At 48.4% G+C, this 15510-nt stretch carries 14 protein-coding genes; 3 read left to right on the top strand and 11 right to left on the bottom strand.

Annotated elements, in window-relative coordinates; all coding sequences use genetic code 11:
* Positions 1-70: 70 nt before the first annotated feature.
* The 6 genes from guaB to mutY form a co-directional block, all read right to left on the bottom strand.
* Positions 71-1543 carry an IMP dehydrogenase gene (guaB, locus tag AC2YIT_RS10195; protein ID WP_487279104.1) on the bottom strand — a complete coding sequence of 491 codons (1473 nt, stop codon included), beginning with the start codon at positions 1541-1543 and terminating at the stop codon, positions 71-73.
* A gap of 192 nt (positions 1544-1735) precedes the next feature.
* Positions 1736-3052: a transporter associated domain-containing protein gene (locus AC2YIT_RS10190; protein WP_430844411.1), complete on the bottom strand. Its 1317-nt coding sequence runs from the start codon at positions 3050-3052 to the stop codon at positions 1736-1738.
* A gap of 127 nt (positions 3053-3179) precedes the next feature.
* Positions 3180-3674 (bottom strand): single-stranded DNA-binding protein, encoded by a 495-nt coding sequence (locus tag AC2YIT_RS10185; protein WP_430844410.1) that lies wholly within the window; start codon positions 3672-3674, stop codon positions 3180-3182.
* Positions 3675-3740: 66 nt separating this feature from the next.
* Entirely contained in the window at positions 3741-4946 is a 1206-nt protein-coding gene (locus AC2YIT_RS10180; protein WP_487279103.1) for a Gfo/Idh/MocA family protein, read from the bottom strand.
* Positions 4947-5146: 200 nt separating this feature from the next.
* Entirely contained in the window at positions 5147-6004 is an 858-nt protein-coding gene (locus AC2YIT_RS10175; protein ID WP_487279102.1) for a phytanoyl-CoA dioxygenase family protein, read from the bottom strand.
* A 108-nt stretch (positions 6005-6112) separates the two neighbouring features.
* Entirely contained in the window at positions 6113-7195 is a 1083-nt protein-coding gene (gene mutY / locus AC2YIT_RS10170; RefSeq protein ID WP_487279101.1) for an A/G-specific adenine glycosylase, read from the bottom strand.
* Positions 7196-7354: 159 nt separating this feature from the next.
* Here mutY and AC2YIT_RS10165 point away from each other — a divergent pair, with 159 nt between their 5' ends.
* The 3 genes from AC2YIT_RS10165 (at position 7355) to AC2YIT_RS10155 (ending at position 10362) form a co-directional block, all read left to right on the top strand.
* Positions 7355-7660, top strand: coding sequence for an HU family DNA-binding protein (locus AC2YIT_RS10165; RefSeq protein WP_015813879.1), 306 nt, complete (start codon positions 7355-7357; stop codon positions 7658-7660).
* A 29-nt stretch (positions 7661-7689) separates the two neighbouring features.
* On the top strand, positions 7690-8532 hold the full coding sequence (locus AC2YIT_RS10160; protein WP_487279100.1) for a tetratricopeptide repeat protein: 843 nt from the start codon (positions 7690-7692) through the stop codon (positions 8530-8532).
* A gap of 267 nt (positions 8533-8799) precedes the next feature.
* Positions 8800-10362 carry an Rne/Rng family ribonuclease gene (locus AC2YIT_RS10155; RefSeq protein WP_430844402.1) on the top strand — a complete coding sequence of 521 codons (1563 nt, stop codon included), beginning with the start codon at positions 8800-8802 and terminating at the stop codon, positions 10360-10362.
* A 45-nt stretch (positions 10363-10407) separates the two neighbouring features.
* On the opposite strand, the gene AC2YIT_RS10150 is transcribed toward AC2YIT_RS10155, so the two are convergent.
* The 5 genes from AC2YIT_RS10150 to aat form a co-directional block, all read right to left on the bottom strand.
* Entirely contained in the window at positions 10408-11229 is an 822-nt protein-coding gene (locus AC2YIT_RS10150) for an enoyl-CoA hydratase/isomerase family protein (protein WP_487279099.1), read from the bottom strand.
* Between the two features lie 39 nt (positions 11230-11268).
* Entirely contained in the window at positions 11269-12351 is a 1083-nt protein-coding gene (locus AC2YIT_RS10145; RefSeq protein ID WP_487279098.1) for a M20 family metallo-hydrolase, read from the bottom strand.
* A complete protein-coding gene (locus AC2YIT_RS10140) occupies positions 12345-13595 on the bottom strand; it encodes a glutamate-5-semialdehyde dehydrogenase (RefSeq protein WP_487279097.1) in 1251 nt (416 codons plus the stop codon). The genes AC2YIT_RS10145 and AC2YIT_RS10140 overlap by 7 nt, the downstream gene beginning before the upstream one ends.
* A complete protein-coding gene (proB, locus tag AC2YIT_RS10135; protein WP_430844398.1) occupies positions 13595-14626 on the bottom strand; it encodes a glutamate 5-kinase in 1032 nt (343 codons plus the stop codon). Before proB ends, AC2YIT_RS10140 begins: the two co-directional genes overlap by 1 nt.
* 116 nt (positions 14627-14742) lie before the next feature.
* Positions 14743-15351: a leucyl/phenylalanyl-tRNA--protein transferase gene (aat, locus tag AC2YIT_RS10130; protein ID WP_430844396.1), complete on the bottom strand. Its 609-nt coding sequence runs from the start codon at positions 15349-15351 to the stop codon at positions 14743-14745.
* Positions 15352-15510: the final 159 nt, after the last annotated feature.

Genomic DNA, 15510 nt, shown 5'->3' with positions numbered 1-15510 from the left:
TGAATGCAACGCCTTATCTTTTACTATAATAAAAAGGTTCGACTGCCGATAGCCGACAGCCGAAGTACATTTACGATCTCGAATAATTCGGTGCTTCTTTCTGAATCATGATATCGTGAGGGTGGCTTTCTTTCACACCTGCCGACGTGATCTTCACGAATTGCGCGTTCTGCAACGAATCGATATCATCAGCGCCGCAATAGCCCATACCGGCTTTCAGACCTCCCACCATCTGGTAAATGATCTCGGAAACTTTGCCTTTGAATGGTACCCGACCTACGATCCCTTCCGGAACGAGTTTCTTCACATCGTCCTCAGCATCCTGGAAGTAACGGTCTTTTGAACCATCTTCCATGGCTTCCACCGAGCCCATTCCGCGGTAAGCTTTGAATTTACGCCCTTCATAAATCACTACCTCGCCCGGAGCTTCATCGCTACCTGCAAGCATTGAACCGATCATGATTGTACTCGCACCGCCAGCCAGTGCCTTGGTCATATCACCTGAGAAACGGATACCGCCATCGGCGATTACCGGAACACCAGTACCTTTCAGACCTTCCGCTGCCCACATTACAGCGGTCAGCTGGGGAACTCCGATACCGGCAATGATACGGGTTGTACAGATACTACCAGGTCCCACGCCCACTTTCACCGCATCGGCACCGGCATCGGCCAATGCTTTCGCAGCTGCACCTGTCGCTACGTTACCAGCGATTACATCCAGTTTCGGAAATGCAGCTTTGATGGATTTCAAAGCGTCGATTACACCTTTGGAGTGCCCGTGCGCGGTATCGAGACTTACTACGTCGACGCCAGCTTTCACCAATGCCTCTACACGTTTCAGCACGTCGGGTGTAACACCGATGGCCGCACCTACACGAAGGCGGCCATATTCGTCCTTACATGCATTCGGGTGTGATTTGCGTTTTAGAATGTCTTTATAGGTGATTAAACCCGTCAGACGATATTCCGAATCAACAATCGGAAGTTTCTCGATTTTGTATTCTTGCAGGATTTTCTCAGCGTCATCCAGTGAAAGTCCCTCCGAAGCAGTAACGAGGTTGTCCTTCGTCATGACTTCGGTTACCGGCTTGCTCATTTCACGTTCGAAACGCAAGTCACGGTTAGTAAGGATACCCACCAACTTGTGGTCTTTGTCAATTACGGGAATACCTCCGATCTTGAACTCACGCATGATTTGATGCGCGTCGCCCAGGCTCGCAGTGTCAAGCAGTGTGATCGGATCGAGGATCATGCCGCTTTCAGAACGTTTTACCTTTCTCACCTGCTCAGCTTGCGCTTCCAGGGACATATTTTTATGGATTATTCCGATACCACCTTCCTGAGCCATAGCGATGGCCAGTTCAAATTCCGTCACCGTATCCATAGCAGCTGAAACAATAGGAATGTTCAACTCAATGTTGCGGGTAAGCTTGGTTTTTGTTGATGTGTTACGAGGCAGAACTTCTGAATAACCGGGGATTAACAGAACGTCGTCGTAGGTGAGTGCCTCGAAGAGGACTTTGGATGGGTCTGTGCTCATAGCAAATAAACTATTGTTATTTGCCGGGCAAAATTAAGAAGAAGTTCTGAGTAAATAAAATCGAATTGTATTTTTTCTTTAACCAGCTTTCAGCCGCCGGCTTTCGGCGATCGGCAACTTCGTTTATCCGGAGAAAAATTAAAGACCGCAATCCGCCAAGGCCGATTGCTGACAGCCGAAAGCCGACTGCCATCAGGATACCAGCACCCGCACTTTTTTGATGCGCTTCTTATCGGCCGACTGTACCTTAAATGTTACTTCCCGATGCGTAGCAATTTCTCCGGTCCGCGGGAGTCGCGAAAACAGTTCCAGTAATAGTCCCGCCAAAGATTCACTATTGCCCCTAACTTCATCAAAGTAGTCGGTTTCGAGATTCAGAATGCGGCAAAGGTCGTTAATCAGCACTTTGCCTTCGAATACATAGGTATGCTCATCGACCTGCGTATAATTCACCTCTTCGTCTTCGTCATATTCATCATTAATATCCCCGAAAATTTCTTCGATAATATCTTCCAGGGTAATCAATCCGCTGGTTCCACCGTACTCGTCGACCACGATGGCCATATGCACGCGCCGGTTCTGAAAGTCCTTCATCAGGTCGTCAAGGCGCTTGCTTTCGGGGATGAAATAGACCGGACGCAACAGCTTCTGCCAGTTGAAATGCTCATCCAGATGAATATGCGGCAAGAGGTCTTTTACATTTAAAATACCCTCCACATGGTCGAGATCGTCGCGATAAACCGGTACGCGCGAGTAACCCGACTTATTAATGCGGTCCATCAACTCGTGAAAATCGAGTTCTATATCGAATGCGGTAATTTGCACCCTAGCCTGCATAGCTTTCCGTGCATTGGTTTGCCGGAAATTGGCCAGCCCACGCAGCAGATCGGTTTCTTCTTCACTTTCTGCCTTAGCTTCCAGCATTTCAGTGGTAATCTCGGCGCCCTGCGGTGTAAGCACACCGAATGAGTACCCTAGCTTCATGATCGGCTGGGTGAGCGGTTTGCAGATTTTAATAAGAAACTGCGTAAGACCTGCTATTTTGGGAATGAACTCCTGCGCGTTGCGTGCGCTGTTATACCGCACCATCGCATCGAGCCAAATCCAGATAACCAGGAACGCCAATACCGCCCAGCGGACCATTTCCACGCTCCCCGCCTGCATATGCAGCCATGCCAACCGTGCTGCCAAAAGCAATGCAAACAGCGTAATGCCGCGCTGCACCAAAGAAAGCGCCAGTTGCTGGATACGTGTAGGTAATTGACTATCGCCTTCCGCCTTGCGCTCCCAGGGGTTTTCCATGGCGCCGGAAGCCGCATAGGCTGCTCGGATTCCCGACAGGAACAGGGAGATAATGAACAGGAAAATTACTAGAATGAAGTCGTAAGGAGCCAGGAAATCAAAGGGTATGAGCACCCCTGCCAGAGTGGTTTGCGTACTTTTCTGGGGAAAATGAATCCCCGTACGCGTTCGGGCAAGCGGGTCGTCACTGTCTTCTGTTTCTTTCACGAAATGTCAGAGAATGTTCAAAATAGGTATTCAATCAGATAAATGTAGCGAATCCCGCTTAATAACTGTATCTATTTCGGAATAAATACATTTTTAAGCGGGATTCGTCATTAGTTCGTCGAATGCATCAGAACGGCAGATCGTCGTCATCGTTATTGCCGGCCGCCATCGATGGCGGTATCGGATCCGATGGCCGTGGGGCATTGTTGCCGCGCGGCGCATTGCCGGATTGCTGGTATCCGCCTTGCTGGCCACTCTGGCTATAATCGCCGCCCTGTCCACCGCCCGAAGGACCTCCCAATAACGTCATGCTGTTCGCCCGGATCGTCACACCAGTGCGCTGCTGACCTTCCTTATCCGTCCATGTATCGGTGCGGATACGTCCTTCGATATATACCTGGTTTCCTTTTTTGAGGTATTTTTCAGCCACTTTCGCTAATCCCTCCCAAAGTTCAATGCGGTGCCATTCGGTATTATCGACGCGCTCGCCATTTTTGTTTGTATAAGTCTCGGTAGTCGCGATATTGAACTTCGCCACCGCTGACCCGCTTTCCAGGTACCGGACTTCCGGGTCACTGCCCAGGTTACCGATCAGAATTACTTTATTAACACTTCCTGCCATGATTTTTTAACGTGGTTAATGTTTGTTGCAACTTTAAATATAGACATTTCCCGCGAGAAATGTCCGCTAAATATCCTGTTCGGTGATCTTGCCGGTAACCTTGTCTTTCAGGATCAGTTTGTTGCGGCCGTCGTGCGTCACTTCCTGCTTGATCAGGTAGTGCGTTTCATTGTACGAAACATAGTTGGAAGGCTTCTCCACGCCTTCACGCCCACGCCACACTGGAAGTTCCACTTTTTCCCAAAGCTTCGATTTGGCCGATTTATAAGCCGCATCGATCACCGCATTCACAATGTAGCCATCATAAAACGTCTCCGCTGGCGCATTTCCCTTTTCAGCAGAATTGAACATATCCGTGAACATATGATTATACCCGAGGTCGTTCACCTCGTCGCCCACCGGGAACAGCCAACCGGTATTGCTTTCGGCTTTTTCGGCCACATATTCTTCGCCGGTGCCATCCGGGTTTTGCCCGGTCGTGAACATTTCGAAGCCGGTCCGCAAAAAGTTATTAATCCAGATCGTCCCCTCGGTCCCCATTACTTCATCACGCAAATCCATCCCACCCCGGAACGTCCAGCTCACCTCAAACTGCCCGATGGCGCCGTTTTCGTATTTAACCAATGCAATCGCATGATCTTCGGCATCTATCGGCTTCACCTGCGTATCGGCCCAGCACATTACCTCTACGGGTTTGATATCCTTGCCAATAAAATTCCGCGATATTTCAATGCAATGGCATCCCAAATCCAGGATGCAGCCGCCGCCCGCCTGCTCGATATCCCAGAACCACTCACTATGCGGGCCCGGGTGCGCCTCGCGCGACTTCGCCCAGATAATGCGACCAAGCGAACCGTTTTTAACACTTTCAAGCGATTTCAGGAATTTGGGTGTGTAGCACAAATCTTCCAGGTAACCAGCAAAAATCCCAGCTTCCTCTACCGCTTTCAGCATACGTAATGCCTCCGCGCCATTGCGGCCCAGCGGCTTGGTTGATACTACCGCCTTCTTATGCTTCGCGCAAAGCAATACAGCCTGTTCATGAACATTATTGGGCAATGCAATGCACACCATATTCACATCGGGATGCCCGATCACCTCTTCCATGTTCGACGACCAGAAATCGCAGCCGTAATCGTCGGCAAACTTTTTGGCGCTTTCTTCCCGCCGCGCGTAAATGGCCACCACACGATCGCGGCTGCGCTGACCATGGATGGATTCCGCATAAAAACGTCCGATGAAGCCGGAGCCGAGCATTGCGATTTTCTGCATATAGTATTTAGTTTAAAGTTTTAGGAACAGGTTGTGTATTGTCATTAGAGGTCAGGAAGTAGTCAGGTATAGTCATGTATGGTCAAGTGTTGTCACGTACGGTCAGTCATTGTTAGGAAATATTCGTCAAGATTGACCATACATGACGACAAATGACGATACCTGACCGCCCATGACTATAAATTACTGCGCATGACGATTCATGACGTCTTCACTTCATTCTCCCAGCCAGTGGATTTCAACGCCGGGTCGTTCTCCTTTTTGAGGAAATCCGCGTTTTCGAACGACTCGGCATTCCATTCCAGCAATGCGTGATCCGGCACGATGGAAACTGGTACCCGCCACGAGGTTGAAGTTTCAGCATAGGCGATGTTGGATTGCGAGTTATAACACGAAATGAGCGACCAGCGCGGATGATCCGACAGGTTCGCTTCCGAACGGTGCATGAGGTTACTATGGAAAAACAATGCGTCGCCGGGCTCCAATTCGCAGTAGATAAGGTCCATCGTTTTCAATGCATGGTTCACCATTTCCATGTCCGCACCTACCTGCTCGCCTGCGAAGCCGTGGTTCACGCGGCCCATTTTGTGTGAACCCTTAATCACCTGTAAACACCCATTTTCCTTATTAGCGGGTGTTAATGCGATCATCACGCTCATAAGCTGATCGGGAAAAATGAACTGGTTCTTATACCAATACCCATAGTCCTGGTGCCATTCCCACGCACCGCCGACCTTCGGCTCTTTTTGCATGAGTTTGGTATGAAAATGACAAACCTGGCTATCCTGCTGCAACAACTGCCATACCGAATTGACCATTCTTTCGCTGCGGATCAGATACCCGAACACATCGTCGCCCGGCGTGAACCAAAGCGATAGTTTTGTCTTCTTCCCCGACTGGTCGTTCAAGTCCATCGCATTCTTCTGCATTACCGAATTTTCCAGCGCCGTCCGATATAATTTGTCCACTTCCTCGGCAGAAAAGAGACTTTTGACAACAATATAGCCGTCGCGATTATAGTCGGCGATCTGGCTGGCATTCAAACTGAAACTTCCCATGATTGACACTCGGTTAAGCGTTTAGTTCAAAAATATATTACTTAAACCACATTTCTATTTTCATGCAATACTATTACAAGCTCGTTGCCCGCAGCAATGATCAGGCGGTCAGAGGTAATTTTCCTCCCGCAAAACGGTATCGATCAGAATTGGCTTCGGAAGCACTTCGACTTCCTCATGACTGTAAAAAGCCATTCCGTGGGGTAAATCTATCCTTTCGGTTTCAGGAATTTCGAGCCACCAGAACCGTACCTGCAAGCGCTGGTGTGTAAGGATGTGCGAATACACTTTGGGTATTTCTGTCAGGCGGCCTTTTTTCAGGAGGTCTTGGAAATTCGGGTCAAGTAGTGTCAGGGAGTCTGGACATGTGACTGGGGCTTTGGATTCGATAAGTTGGAAATCATAGAGACCTTTCCAGATATCGCGGCCGCGGCGTTCGTGCATGGCGAGCCTGTCGCCTCGCTTCATGATAATGTAGTTCAAATAACGATGTTTGACGGTCAGCTTCTTGATTTTGACAGGCAGCTGCCCCTGCATTTGATGCATATAAGCAAAACAGCGGTCATTGAAAATACAGACCGCGCAATTCGGCGACGCCGGCACGCATTGCAATGCCCCGAACTCGATCATCGCCTGGTTATAGGTAGCAGGGTCCTCCTTGGATACCAGCTGCTTCGCCACCGCAGCAAACTCCTTTTTCCCCTCATTACCCAGCATATCCGACTGAATACCGAAAATACGAGCCATTACGCGGTACACATTCCCATCAATCGCCGGTACTACCTCGTCGAATGCGAAGGAAGCGATGGCTGATGCAGTATATTGCCCGAGGCCTTTTAGTTTTAAAAGCTTTTCAGCGCTTTCGGGAAATCTTCCGTTGTAGTCGTTCACAACCTGCCGGGCCGTGAAATGCATGTTGCGTGCGCGGGAGTAGTAGCCGAGTCCCTGCCATAACCGCAGCACATCGCGCTCATCGGCAGCTGCGAGGTCAAACACCGTGGGATACTGGTCGGTAAAACGCTCATAGTAAGGTAACCCCTGGACTACACGGGTTTGCTGGAGAATCACCTCCGATAACCAAATTTTATATGGGTCTTTGGTTTCCCGCCAAGGCAACGAGCGGTGGTTTTCAAGATACCAGGATTTGAGTCTTCTGTTAAAATCAATCACCTCCAAATCATCCGGTATCATATTATTTTTACTTATGTGCACTGTTTTTTAATGAATTATATAAAAAAGGGGAAGATCATCCTTTTAAGTTTTATTAAAATTACCGTACCTTTGTGTTCCCAAAATTTACAGGAGTAAGTAAATTAATGAAATAATATCCACTTAAAGTAAACAATCAAAGTGACTAAGGCAGACGTAATCGCACAGATTTCCGAGAAAACAGGCGTAGACAAGGGCGACGTTCAGCAAACGCTAGAATCGTTTTTTACCGTGGTAAAGGACTCACTTTCTGATGGTGAGAACCTTTATGTTAGAGGTTTCGGTAGTTTCATCAACAAAAAACGTGCGCGCAAAGTGGCCCGCAATATTTCAAAGGGAACTTCCATGATTATTGACGAGCACTTTGTACCAAGCTTCAAGCCTGCAAAAGTTTTTGTTGAGCAGGTAAAAGAAAGTGACAAACTGAAAGCAGTCGCTGAAAAGTAATTTACCTGAAAAGGTTGGGTTATAAGAGTATGAAAAAGTCCATTTTACTTTCTTGCGTGCTTGCGGTAGCACTGGTAGGAACGCTGTTCAGCCTTCCCAAGGTCGTCGTAAACAACAAGGGCAAAGAGATGGACAAGGAGAAAGGCCAGCCGGCTGCCGCTGCGGCAGCAAATGCTGCTGAGTCCTCTTCCAAATCGCATGATGGAGCCGCTTTAACTCCTGATCAACAGAAAATTGTAGATCAGCTCAGAAGCGGCTTCAATCAAGCGGGTGATAAAGACAAGGTTGCTGCGGGCATCAAGCTTTCAGACGAGTTTGCGAAGCTTCAAAAATTTGACAGCGCTGCATTCTATGCCGAGAAAGTGGCCCTGCTCTCCCCTGCTATCGAAAACCTGATGCGTGCGGGCGACCGCTACTATGAGGCGTACGGATTCGCAGTGGACGAGCAGAAAGCAAAGAACTTGGGTATCAAAACCCGCGAATATTACCAAAAAGCAATTGACCAGAATCCTGGACTGTTGACTGCAAAAGCCAACATGGCGATGACCTATGTGAATACAGAGAACCCGATGCAGGGTATTCTGATGCTCCGCGAGGTGATCGACGCGGATCCTACCAACGAACTGGCATTGTTCAATCTGGGGATCCTGTCCATGAGATCGAACCAATATTCAAAAGCTGCTGACAGGTTCAGACAGATTTTAACCAACAATCCTAAGAATACGAAAGCTAAGTTCTATCTTGGCCTTTCGCTCGTAGAATTGGGTGACAAAGAACAAGCAAGCAAAGTTCTGTCGGAGGTTAAAAAAGAGGAGAAAGACCCGGTAATCCAGCAAGCCATTGGCGAGTTGGAGGGCCGTCTGGGCAACTGATCATCAGATCATAAAGGAAATACATTACTTATTTTATAAAACGACATAATCATGCCTTGCGGAAAAAAGAGAAAAAGACATAAGATCTCCACTCACAAGAGAAAGAAAAGACTCAGAAAAAACAGACATAAGAAGAAATAATTGGCTATGACCGGGTTTTAATATTAAGATCCGGTCATCCTTATTCCCCACGTTTGTATCCCGCTAACAGTCTGATATGCGGGGAGTTAAGTATCAACATTATCGAGCCATTCAGTTGGTTGAACATTGAGTAACGAATTACTAATCAATTCTACTCAAAAGGGAGAGCGTATAGCCCTTTTGCAGGATAAACGTCTTTTAGAATATCACGTAGAAACACCGGATCAGAGCTTTACCGTAGGCGACATTTACCTCGGTACTGTGCGGAAGCTGGTGGCAGGGCTCAATGCTGCCTTTGTTGACGTTGGTTTTGAAAAAGATGCGTTCCTGCATTACCTCGATTTGGGGCCTAATATCAACTCGCTGAACAAGCTCACCAAGGACGTAATCGCCAAGCGGACGCATTCGGGCAACTTGAAAAATTTCAAGATGGAGCCGGAAATCGAGAAGCTTGGAAAAATCGATAAAGTTCTTTCTAAGAACCAGCCAATCCTGGTTCAGATCGTCAAGGAGCCTATTTCTACCAAAGGCCCGAGGCTTTCGTGCGACATTTCGATAGCCGGACGGTATATTGTACTCGTCCCATTCTCCAATTCAGTCAACCTTTCCAAGAAGATCACCGACAAGCAGGAGCGAAACCGCTTGCAAAGGCTGATGTCGTCCATCAAACCTCAGAATTTTGGGGTGATAATCCGCACGGTAGCTACCGGAAAGGACGTGGACGAGCTCAACAAGGATTTGCAGGACTGTCTGGACAAATGGGAAAACGGTATCAAAGCGCTTCGCGATGCCAAACCGCGCGACCGCGTGATCGGTGAAATGAACCGCGCGTCTTCGATCATCCGCGATATGCTCAACGAGTCCTTCGACAGCATTACCGTAGATTCTAAGGATGTTTATGATGACATCAAAGCATACATCCACAACATCGCACCGGAGAAGGAAAACATTCTTCGCCTGCACAATGGCAAGAATAAGCTGTTTGAACAATTCGGTCTGGAAAAACAGATCAAATCGCTGTTCGGTCGCTCGGTCAGCCTTCCTAATGGCGGTTACCTGATCATCGAGCATACGGAAGCCTTGCACGTAATCGATGTCAACAGTGGCAACAAATCCAATTCCGAAGAGGATCAGGAAGCTACTGCATTGAGCGTCAACCTCGAAGCAGCCAAGGAAATTGCCCGCCAGTTGCGCCTGCGCGATATGGGCGGTATTATCGTTGTCGACTTTATCGACATGAAAAAGGCAGAGAACAAGCGCACGCTGTTCGACGTTATGCGTGATGAAATGAAGGGCGACCGGTCGAAATACACCGTTTTGCCACTATCTAAATTCGGCTTGCTGCAAATCACGCGTCAGCGTGTGAGGCCGGAAATGAACATCGTCACCCGCGAAACCTGCCCTACTTGCGGTGGTACGGGCACGATCCAGGCGAGCATTCTCGTATCCGACGTGATCGCCAACAACCTCGATTACATTCTCACCAAACAGAACGAGCGCGGCATTACCATTTCGCTCCATCCGTTCCTGCATTCGTATTTCACCAAAGGGCTGATTTCCGAGCAGGTAAAATGGTTCTTCCATTACAAAACCTGGGTGAAACTGATCAAAGACTCGTCGCTGGGCGTGGTGGATTTCAAGTTCCATAACCGGTATGGGGAGGAAATCGAGATTGTGCCAGTGAATTAACGGCTTTCGGCTTTCGGCTTTCGGCTTTCGGCTTTCGGCGATCAACTACTTTCCTTTCCAGATGGGTTCCCGCTTTTCTCTGAAGGCTAGTGCGCCTTCTCTTGAATCTTCTGTTTGGAGAAGTTTGTCTAATTCCCTTTTCAGAAAAGTATGCTGCTCATTTTGAGGGATATCCTTTAATTGCTGCAAGCTTTGCATTCCTGCTTGTATTGCCAATGGCGCGCTCTCGCAAACTTGGGTAGCCAGCGCAATTACTTCCTCTTCAATATTTTCAGCCAAATGCGTAATCAGGCCCATTTCCAGCGCTTCCTTAGCTGAATAAGCCTTTCCGGTTATCGACATTTCGAGAATCTTCCGTTGCGGCAAAATGGGTGAAAGCGACGCCATTACCTGCATCGGCCAGATTCCCCGCTTTACCTCCGGCAAACTGAATGTAGCCCCCGGCACACTGAAAACGAACGTACAGCCGCAAATCATAAGAAAGCCCCCAGCCAGCACCGGCCCCTCTACCTGTGCAATACAAGGTTTTAGCAAGTCATTGAAAGCATCCCCCATTCGTGCCTCTCCGTGTATTCGTGGCAATAAATCATTCATAGCATTCGCAGAAGGATCATGAAATGCATTCAAATCGGCCCCGGCACAAAACACCGGCCCTTCGGCTTTCAGTACTACACACCGGATATCCGTTCGATAATGCGCGTAGGCCAATGCATAAATGATTTCTTCCGCCATTGTCGGAGTGAATGCATTGCGCTTCTCAGGTCGGGCTAATGTGATGGTAAAAAGATGTCCGGCCTTTGCAGTTTTAATATGCAAAAACCGGACGTTATCGAAAGTCTGGATATCTTCTTCGGTGTAGAATCGCATGCCAAAACACGGTTAGTTCGCTTTGGCAAGTATAGTAAATTATCGGGTCACAACGCCCTCGACCATTTTAATATACTGGGCAATACCTTCTTCAATTTCATGCAGATAAATAAATTCATCCGCGCTATGCGAGCGTGCGGAATGTCCCGGACCCATTTTCAACGACGGGCAATCGAGTAATGCCTGGTCCGAAGTTGTCGGAGAACCGTACGCGTTACGGCCCAGTTTCAAACCTTCCAACACAATCGGATGATCCATTGGAATGCTGGATGGGCGCAAGCGAATCGATCGCGGCGTAACTTCTGATTGAATATTTGCTTTAATTTCAGAAATAACCTCTTCCAAAGTGTACTGATCCGTCACACGCACGTCGATCGTAAATGTGCAGGCGTCCGGCACCACATTATGCTGCGTGCCCGCATTGATGATCGTCACCGACATTTTGATCGGCCCGAGCGTTGGGGATACCTTGGGGAATTTGTATTCTGTAATCCACTGAATATCTTTCAGTGCTTTGTAAATCGCATTCTCCCCCTCCTCACGCGCCGCGTGGCCGGAAACGCCTTTTGCTGTGCAATCCAGTACCAGCAGGCCTTTTTCCGCAACCGCCAAATGCATTTCGGTAGGCTCTCCTACAATGGCAAATGCGATTTCCGGTAACTCCAGAGCTACAATTTCAAGGCCTTCTTTTCCGGAAATCTCCTCCTCAGCTGTGGTGGCAATGGCAATATTATAGGTAAGATCCTCTCTTTCGTAGAAATAACAAAAAGTAGCAATTAACGAAACCAGGCAGCCGCCGGCATCATTACTCCCCAAACCATACAGCTTTCCATCCTGTTCAATCGCTTTGAAAGGATCTAGCGTCCAGGACTTATTCGGCTTCACAGTATCATGGTGCGAGTTGAGCAGCATTGTCGGCTTACTCGCGTCGAAATACTTGTTGAAAGCCCAGAGGTTATTCTTTTTGGTATGAAAAGGAATGTTCTTTTTCGTAAAGAAGTCCGCCAGAATTTTCGCGGTATGCTCTTCCTCTCTACTGAATGAAGGCGTTTCGATCAGATTCTTCAACAATGCGATGGCCTCCCTGGAGAGTATTTGTATATTTTCCAAAGTGTTTACCATCTTACTTGTCCGTCACCTTTAACAATCCACTTCTCCGTCACGAGTTTTTCCAATGCAAATGGGCCTCTGGCATGCAGTTTTTGAGTCGAGATACCGATTTCTGCGCCCAATGCGAACACGCCGCCATCTGTGAAACGGGTCGAAGCATTGGCATACACCGAAGCGGCATCTACTTCTTTCAAAAATGTTTCGATCGCCGCTTCATCAGTTGAGATGATCGCCTCCGAATGTCTCGATGAATAGTTTTCGATCTGTTTCAGAGCATCTTCCAGCCCATCGACCACTTTCACCGAACATTTGAAATCCAGGAATTCCTTTCCAAAATCGTCTTCGCTGGCATGTCGCAGGTAAGGATACTCCGCTTTTTGAAGAATATCATAGGACTCTTCGTCCGCGAAAACCTCCACATTCCATTTAATAAAGTCTTCTCTCAATTTGGGCAAAAACTCGCCTGCCACCGCACGATCAACCAAAACAGTATCCAGCGCATTACAAGCAGCCGGTTTGGAGACCTTTGCATTCACAACTATTTGCGCACCTTTGTCGAGGTCACCTGTTTTTTCTATGTAAGTATGACAGACCCCTGCACCAGTTTCAATGGTAGGGACCACTGAATTCTGACGTACGAATTTGATCAAGCCCTCGGAACCGCGTGGAATGATGATATCCACATATTGAATGGCCGTCAACAGCTCGCCGACAAACTCGCGACCAGTAGGCAACAACGTAACAGCAGCCGCGGGCACACCGAATTCCGTCAAAGACGCATGGATCAGGCTCACCAGATAATTGTTGGAGTTTTGCGCTTCCTTCCCGCCTTTGAGCACGCACGCATTCGCGGAGCGCAGGCACAGGGAAGCCACGTCGATCGTCACATTCGGGCGCGATTCATAAATAACGCCTACCACGCCCAGCGGTACGGCGATCTTTTTCAGGGAAAGTCCCTGCTGAATGGTTTTTTCGACAAATACCTCGCCGGTCGGGTCCGGGAGCTCCGCTACCTCGATCAGGCTTTGCGCCAGTTCGTTGATCCGCTTCTGATTCAGGAGCAGGCGATCTTTTTTCGGGTCGGCATCATCCATCAAATCCAGGTCTTTCCGGTTTTCGGCGATGATGTTTTCGGCATTGGCCAGCACTCTGGCCGAAAGGTTGATCAGCAAATCAGCCCTTTGCCTGTCTGTCAGCCGGCGAACGGCAGCTGAGGCCTCCCGCGCTTCCTTTAATTGAGGTACTATCGATTCCATTATAACAAAACTATATCATTGGCATGCGCCACTTCAAAATTAACTGTTTTCAGGTTGCTGCGGATCGCCGAGGATGTCTCGCGCGCCCGTGCAACCGCGATCATTTCGTCTTCCGACGAGTATATTTCGATGATTTCACCCGCTTCAAAATCGCCGGTTACTTCGGTGACACCCACCGCAAGCAAACTCTTACGCCTTAATAATGCTTTGGAAGCGCCTTCGTCCACACGCAACGTGCCGGATACCAGACCGCCGCTTCCGAGCCAGCGGTTACGGGCAGATAATGTGCTTTTACCCGGTGTGATCAATGTGCCCGCTTCTCCTTTCAATGCATTCAGCAGTTCGTTAGGCTGATTCATTCCAAAAATGACTACGCGAATGGCCATTCTGGAAGCGAGTTTGGCGAATGTGAGCTTGGAAGCCATTCCGCCGAGGCCGAGGAAAGATTTATCGGTCCTGACAAACTTAAAAACCTCGTTCACATTGGATACGTTCCGCAGGATTTTCCCTTCCTCGTCTAACAACCCTCCCACCGAAGTACAGAACATCAGCGATTCGGCCCCAAAACCAACAGCCAGCAAGGTAGCCAGTTCATCATTATCCGAGAATTTCAGCTCGCGGTCGCTGACCACGTCGTTTTCGTTCACAATCGGAATAATGCCGTTCAACCAGAGCTCTTCAAAAGTTTCTTTGAGTTGCAGGAATTTATTGCGGTTCGCGAAATGCTGCCGCTCACAAAGGCTTTGGGCAATGTAAATTTTATTCGGGGCAAAATAGGAAGCATAGAGGCCTACCAGCAGCGGATTACCCACTGATGCTGCCGCCTTTCGCTGGGTCATGGTGCCCCTATAATCATTGATATATGCCTTACCTGCACCTACCGCACCCGAAGAAACGATAATAATGCGGTATTGCGAATGGATTTCCGAAACTTGCCGGGCTATTTCCGAAATGATCCTGACATCAGGTTCACCCGAAGGAAGCGTGATAGAGGCCGTCCCGAATTTTATGACGAGAATAGGTTTTGACACTTGGTATTTAAATAAGCGGCGCCACTTCCGGCGCCCGGTAATCAATCTGGCGCCAAAAATACTTCTTTTCAAACGAAAACGGATGCCCTACCCTCGCCCTCAACGCATTTGGCACATTATAATTCGCTTAAAACCGCCCCGTTGAACTGCCTTCTGAGTTTTAATGCCTTGTGAAGCTGATCGAGATATTCATCGCGCGGGATTTCGATAGCACCGTAGCGAAGCACATTATCATTGATAAACTGGGTGTCCAGCAATGCGAAGCGGTTCAATTTCAACAGCTGGATCAGGTAGTGAAATGCGACTTTCGATGCATTACTCTCGATCGTAAACATCGATTCACCAAAAAACACCCCATTAATAGAAACTCCATACAGCCCGCCGACAAGCCGGTCTTCACGCCAGGCCTCCACGCTGTGCGCGTACCCGAGCTCATGCAATGCCGTGTAGGAAGCGATGATTTCCTCCGAAATCCACGTCCCCGGCTCACTCGCCCGTGGCAGCGCGCATCCCCGCATAACGCCCTCGAAGTCGGTATCGATGCGGATATCGAAATACTTTTTGTTTAAAACTGGCCGGAGCGATTTGGATGGCTTGTAGGTATCGATGGGAATAATGGCCCGAGGATTGGGTGAGTACCAGTAAATAGTACCATCTGCCTCGGCCATGGGAAATATGCCATTGATATAGCCGTTGAGGAGGTCGTCGGTACTGATTGCAGACATGAAAGCCACTGAATTAAAGAAATAATATTGTTGATCGAAGTGAGAATAGTACAAAATAGGGCACACCCACAAATCCGCTCTCTTGAAACTTTACCGTTCAAAACGAACCATAAAAATATATCTTCTGTTTCTTTGCTGTAAGATTTTTTTTTTGAAAAT

It is taken from the genome of Dyadobacter sp. SRI_021 (assembly GCF_057586235.1).
Note: the sequence above shows the minus strand (reverse complement) of the source record. Positions and strands in the feature narration are given on the sequence as shown.

Bases quoted from the DNA above. Each gene is read 5' to 3' on its own strand.
- AC2YIT_RS10145 (WP_487279098.1), bottom strand. From the start codon at position 12,351: ATGGTAAACACTTTGGAAAATATACAAATACTCTCCAGGGAGGCCATC.
- guaB (WP_487279104.1), bottom strand. From the start codon at position 1,543: ATGAGCACAGACCCATCCAAAGTCCTCTTCGAGGCACTCACCTACGAC.
- AC2YIT_RS10150 (WP_487279099.1), bottom strand. From the start codon at position 11,229: ATGCGATTCTACACCGAAGAAGATATCCAGACTTTCGATAACGTCCGG.
- AC2YIT_RS10175 (WP_487279102.1), bottom strand. From the start codon at position 6,004: ATGGGAAGTTTCAGTTTGAATGCCAGCCAGATCGCCGACTATAATCGC.
- AC2YIT_RS10160 (WP_487279100.1), top strand. From the start codon at position 7,690: ATGAAAAAGTCCATTTTACTTTCTTGCGTGCTTGCGGTAGCACTGGTA.
- AC2YIT_RS10140 (WP_487279097.1), bottom strand. From the start codon at position 13,595: ATGGAATCGATAGTACCTCAATTAAAGGAAGCGCGGGAGGCCTCAGCT.
- mutY (WP_487279101.1), bottom strand. From the start codon at position 7,195: ATGATACCGGATGATTTGGAGGTGATTGATTTTAACAGAAGACTCAAA.
- aat (WP_430844396.1), bottom strand. From the start codon at position 15,351: ATGTCTGCAATCAGTACCGACGACCTCCTCAACGGCTATATCAATGGC.
- AC2YIT_RS10185 (WP_430844410.1), bottom strand. From the start codon at position 3,674: ATGGCAGGAAGTGTTAATAAAGTAATTCTGATCGGTAACCTGGGCAGT.
- AC2YIT_RS10180 (WP_487279103.1), bottom strand. From the start codon at position 4,946: ATGCAGAAAATCGCAATGCTCGGCTCCGGCTTCATCGGACGTTTTTAT.